We start from the raw sequence: 4,359 nt of genomic DNA on the forward strand, positions 1-4,359 counted from the left end.
TGCGCTGGTCGAAGTCGGCGTTGTTGAGCAGGCCGAACTCCGGGTTGTTGACGATCTCGTGCTCCTGGCGCTCGCGCAGGGCCTCGATCGTCAGCCGCAGCTGGTGCTCGGTCTGGTTCATCGGCTGGTTGTACAGGTCCGCGACGCGGGTGTGGACCTTCAGGACGGTCTGCGCGACGCTCAGCTCGTACTCGCGCGGCTTGAGCTCGTAGTCCACGAAGGCGCCGGGCAGCTCGTACTCGCCGTGGTGGCCGGCCGACATGGCGATCTCGGCCTCGCCGCGCTCGTTCTGCGCCTGGAGCGGCAGGGCCAGGAAGCCCTGGAGGTGCTCCTGGAGGCTGGGCGCGTTGTCCCGGATGGCGGCGAAGTCCGCCCGGGTCAGCGTCAGGGCGACACCGGAGGTGGCGGTCTTGGCCGTGAACTCCCAGACGGCGTCCGGGTTCAGCAGCGCGTCGTCACCGAAGCGGTCGCCGTCGCCGGCCACGCCGACCACGGTGTCGTCGCCGTACTTGCCGGTGCCGATCTTGTTGATCTTGCCGTGCGCGATCAGGAAGATCTTGTCGGCGGCCTCGCCCTGGGTGGTGAGCACCTCGCCGGGGCCGAAGTCCCGCTGCTGGCAGCGGTCGGCCAGGGCGGTGAGGACGTCCTCGTCCTCGTAGCCGCGCAGCAGGGCCAGCTCGCCCAGCTCGGCCGGGATCACCCGGACCTGGGAGCCGGTCTTGATGAACTCCACCACCCCGTTGCCCACGGCGTAGGTGAGCCGACGGTTGACGCGGTAGGCGCCACCGGCCGCCTGGACCCAGGGGAGCACCTTGAGCAGCCAGCGGGAGGTGATCTCCTGCATCTGCGGTGCGGACTTGGTCGTGGTGGCAAGGTTCCGGGCAGCAGCCGTCGCAAGGCTCTGCTGCTTGGCCTGCACTGCCTCCGGGCTCGTGTCCACGGTCATCGGCAGGGCTCTCCATTCCTGTGATCGGGTCACACGTCCAGGGGCACAGCGGCCCGCCCTGACGCATGCCATGACGGATCATCAGATCCGTTTATCGGTGGGGGCGTTGGCGATTTACGCGAGAAGGCGACCACCGTCTCCCGGCGGCCCACCCGGAACCCTAGATCATCAGGACCCGACGGAGCCCGAACGAAGGCTCACTACCCCCCGATAGGGTGAATCTTGCCCGGTCCGCCCCCATCTCCCCGCAAACTCCGGGAACATCCGTTCGCCCCGGCGATCCCCCTGCGGCCAACGGCCTTTCCACCCCGGTCGGGGCCCGGCCGGACGGCCCGGAGACCACCGTCCGGCGTCAACCCGACGCACCGTCCCGGCGGTTCGGACACCCGCGCGCCGCCGGGCTCCGACCGCCGCTCCCCGCGGCCGACCACGGGAAACGCGAACGGCCCGTCAGGTGCCGGCACGGGGGAGGCCGGCACCTGACGGGTGAACGGGGGGTGTGCGGTGGGCGTCTGCGCCGGAGAGGACGGTGCGCGCCTGTGGTGCTCCGCCGATGACACCGGTGGGCCGGTCGGACCATTCGGGTCAGGCGGGTCATTCGGGTCAGGCGGACCAGGCGGGTGACCAGGCCGGTGAGGAAGGCCGGTCGAGGCGGGCGGGTCAGGCGCAGGCGACCTGGGTGCCGGGGACGCCGACGATGCCCGAGTTGTTGGCCTCACCGCCCTTGTACTCGTAGTACAGGTAGGAGTAGAGGTCGATCCGGGTGCCGGGACCGCAGGCCGAATCAGGGGCGACGGCGTACGTCACCGTGAAGGCGCTGCTGGCACCGGGGGCGAGTGGGACGTTGTAGCGGGCGATGCCGCCGTGGACGTTGTCACTGCACCCGTTGGTCTGGGTGCCGCAGGCGGTCGCGGTGAACTTCAGCCCGGTCTCCAGACTCGTGGCGTAGGTCTCCTGGACGCTCTGGTAGACGAACTGGATCGGGGTGTCGTACGGGTTGGTGAGCGTCAGGGTGACGGTGAACTCGCTCCCCCGGACCGTCGTCTGCTTGTCGGAGACGGCCGTGAGGGGCAGTTGTCCGTCGGCCCGGGCGGCAGGGGCGGCGGAGAGGAGCAGACCGACGACGAGGGCCGGACACGCGGCGAGCGCGGCGCGACGCGGATGTGTTCTGCGCATGACCAAGGAGCGTAGGCCCCGCCTCCGCCGGGGTTGTGCTCCTCGGCCCGGGTCCGTACCGACGCAGGAGCGGCGAGCGGACACCGCGCACCGGCCGCTCTCGTTCCGCCCCCACGGGTGCACCCGGGGGCCTATCCTTCGCCGCTGCTCCCGGGGGCGGCCCTCACCCGCACGGCGGCAGGATGTCGCAGAGCGCGCCGAGCGCCGCCGGGTAGGCGTGGTCCGGCGGCGTGGCGTAGCCGACCACCAGGCCGTCGACGGCGGGCATCGCCTCCTCCCCGACCGCCGGGTGCCGGTAGTCCGCGAGCCCCTCGACGGCCAGGCCCCGGTAGGCGGCGGCCTTGAGCACCGAGCGCTCGGTGCCCGGCTCCAGGCGCAGCACCGCGTGCAGGCCGGCCGCGATGCCGGACACCTCGACGTGCGGGGCGCGGGCCGCGAGGGCGGCCACCAGCTCGTCCCGGCGCTCGCGGTAGCGGCGGCGCATCCGGCGCACGTGCCGGTCGTAGCCGCCGGAGTCGACGAACTCGGCGAGGGTCAGCTGGTCGAGGGCGCTGGCCCAGCCCTCGCGCTCGCCCTTGGCGGCGAGCACCCGGTCCACCAGGTGGTCGGGCAGCACCATCCAGCCGAGCCGCAGCGCGGGGGTGAGGCTCTTGCTGGCGCTGCCGAGGTAGACCACCCGTTCGGGGTCGAGCCCCTGGAGGGCGCCGACCGGCTGGCGGTCGTAGCGGAACTCCCCGTCGTAGTCGTCCTCCAGGACCAGCCCGCCGCGCCCGCGCGCCCAGTCCACCACGGCGGCGCGGCGCCCAGGGTGCAGTGGGCCGCCGGTGGGGAACTGGTGAGCGGGGGTGAGCAGCGCCGTCCGGACGTCCGGGTGGTTCGCCAACTCGCCGGTCCGGGCGCCCCGTTCGTCGATCGGCAGCGGAACGGTGGTGACGCCGGCGGCGGCCAGCAGCCCGCGGTGGAAGCCCAGCCCGTACGCCTCGACGGCCAGCGGGCCGTGCTCGGCGGGCGGCAGGACGGGCGCGGCGCCGTCGAAGAGCAGCCGCAGCGCGTGGGCGAAGCCCGAGCAGACCACGATCCGGTCGGGGTCGGTGCGCACGCCCCGGGCGCGGGCGAGGTAGTCGGCGAGGACGGTGCGCAGTTCGCGCCGGCCCTGGGGGTCGCCGGGGCCGAAGGCCTCGTTGGGGGCGGCGGTGAGGGCCCGGCGGGCGGCGGCGAGCCAGGCGGTGCGCGGGAAGGAGGAGGCGTCGGGCTGGCCCTGGCGCAGGTCGTGGGTGGGGCCGGGGCGGCGGGAGGGCCGACGGGCCCGGCCGCTCGGGACGGGTTCGGCGCGTTCGGCGACGGTGGTGCCGGAGCCCTGCCGGGCGGTGAGCCAGCCCTCGGCGACGAGTTCGGCGTAGGCCTCGGCGGCGGTGTTGCGGGCCAGGCCGAGGTCGGTGGCGAGGGCGCGGTAGGGCGGCAGCCGGGTGCCGGGGGCCAGTCTGCCGCTGCGGATCGCCTCGCGCAGGGCCGTCATCAGCGCGGCACGCCGGCCCCCGGTGGCGGGGAGGTCGAGGTGCAGGTCACTGCCGGTCGGGTGGGCGGGCTCGGAGGGGTGCGTGCCCCGCGTGTCCGTCATGGTCACGCACCCTACCGGCCGCCGCTCCGGCCCCCTTCGGGCGGCTACCCGGCCCCGGGCCGGGCACGTACCTCAGGCCCGGGGCACGCAGCTCAGGGCACCCGCCTCAGGCTGGGGGCACACGCCTATGGGACGACGGTGACCGGCCAGCGGCCCGCCTTGACCAGCCGGACCGCCACCGAACCGATCACCTTGTGCCCGGCCTGCTCGGAGACGCCGACCACCACGGCGTCGGCGCGCAGCTCGTCCGCGAGCTTGGCGAGGCCGGTGTACGGGTCGCCGCGCATGGTCAGGAAGCGCCACTCCACCTTCCACACCTCGCGCACCCGGTGCTCGGCCTCGCGCAGGGCGGCCAGCAGCTCCTCGGCGATCTCCTGGGTGGTCTCCTCCACCGCGGCCCCGGCCAGGGCGGTCGCGGCGCCGAGGATCGGCTGGACGTACGCCACCGCGAGGACGGCGCCCTGCCGGCGGGCCAGTCCGGCGGCGTAGGCGGTGGCGCGCCAGGAGGAGTCGGAGCCGTCCAGGCCGGCCAGCACCACGCTGGGGCCGTCGGTGCCCAGCTCGAAGCCCGCGGGCGCGGCCGCGGCCTCGTGCTCCTCGGCGCCGATCGGCACCCCCG

General features: G+C 74.3%; 4 protein-coding genes. All 4 read right to left on the reverse strand.

Features of this window, described 5'->3' with window-relative positions; genetic code table 11:
- On the reverse strand, positions 1–946 hold a 946-nt coding region (locus AE652_RS33060), incomplete at its 3' end, for a family 2B encapsulin nanocompartment shell protein (protein ID WP_049658335.1).
- Between the two features lie 660 nt (positions 947–1,606).
- The gene (locus AE652_RS33065; RefSeq protein ID WP_063780349.1) at positions 1,607–2,122 is read right to left on the reverse strand and encodes a hypothetical protein; all 516 of its coding nucleotides are present in this window, start codon (positions 2,120–2,122) and stop codon (positions 1,607–1,609) included.
- 163 nt (positions 2,123–2,285) lie between these two features.
- Positions 2,286–3,740, reverse strand: coding sequence for a PLP-dependent aminotransferase family protein (locus AE652_RS33070; protein ID WP_049658329.1), 1,455 nt, complete (start codon positions 3,738–3,740; stop codon positions 2,286–2,288).
- Positions 3,741–3,865: 125 nt separating this feature from the next.
- A complete protein-coding gene (locus AE652_RS33075; RefSeq protein ID WP_234348632.1) occupies positions 3,866–4,354 on the reverse strand; it encodes a universal stress protein in 489 nt (162 codons plus the stop codon).
- Between the last annotated feature and the right edge of the window lie 5 nt (positions 4,355–4,359).

The sequence above is a fragment of the Kitasatospora sp. MY 5-36 genome, from assembly GCF_001182915.1.
Taxonomy (GTDB): domain Bacteria; phylum Actinomycetota; class Actinomycetes; order Streptomycetales; family Streptomycetaceae; genus Kitasatospora.

Excerpts from the sequence above, each read along its gene's own strand:
- AE652_RS33065 (WP_063780349.1), bottom strand. The coding sequence starts at position 2,122 with ATGCGCAGAACACATCCGCGTCGCGCCGCGCTCGCCGCGTGTCCGGCC.
- AE652_RS33070 (WP_049658329.1), bottom strand. The coding sequence starts at position 3,740 with ATGACGGACACGCGGGGCACGCACCCCTCCGAGCCCGCCCACCCGACC.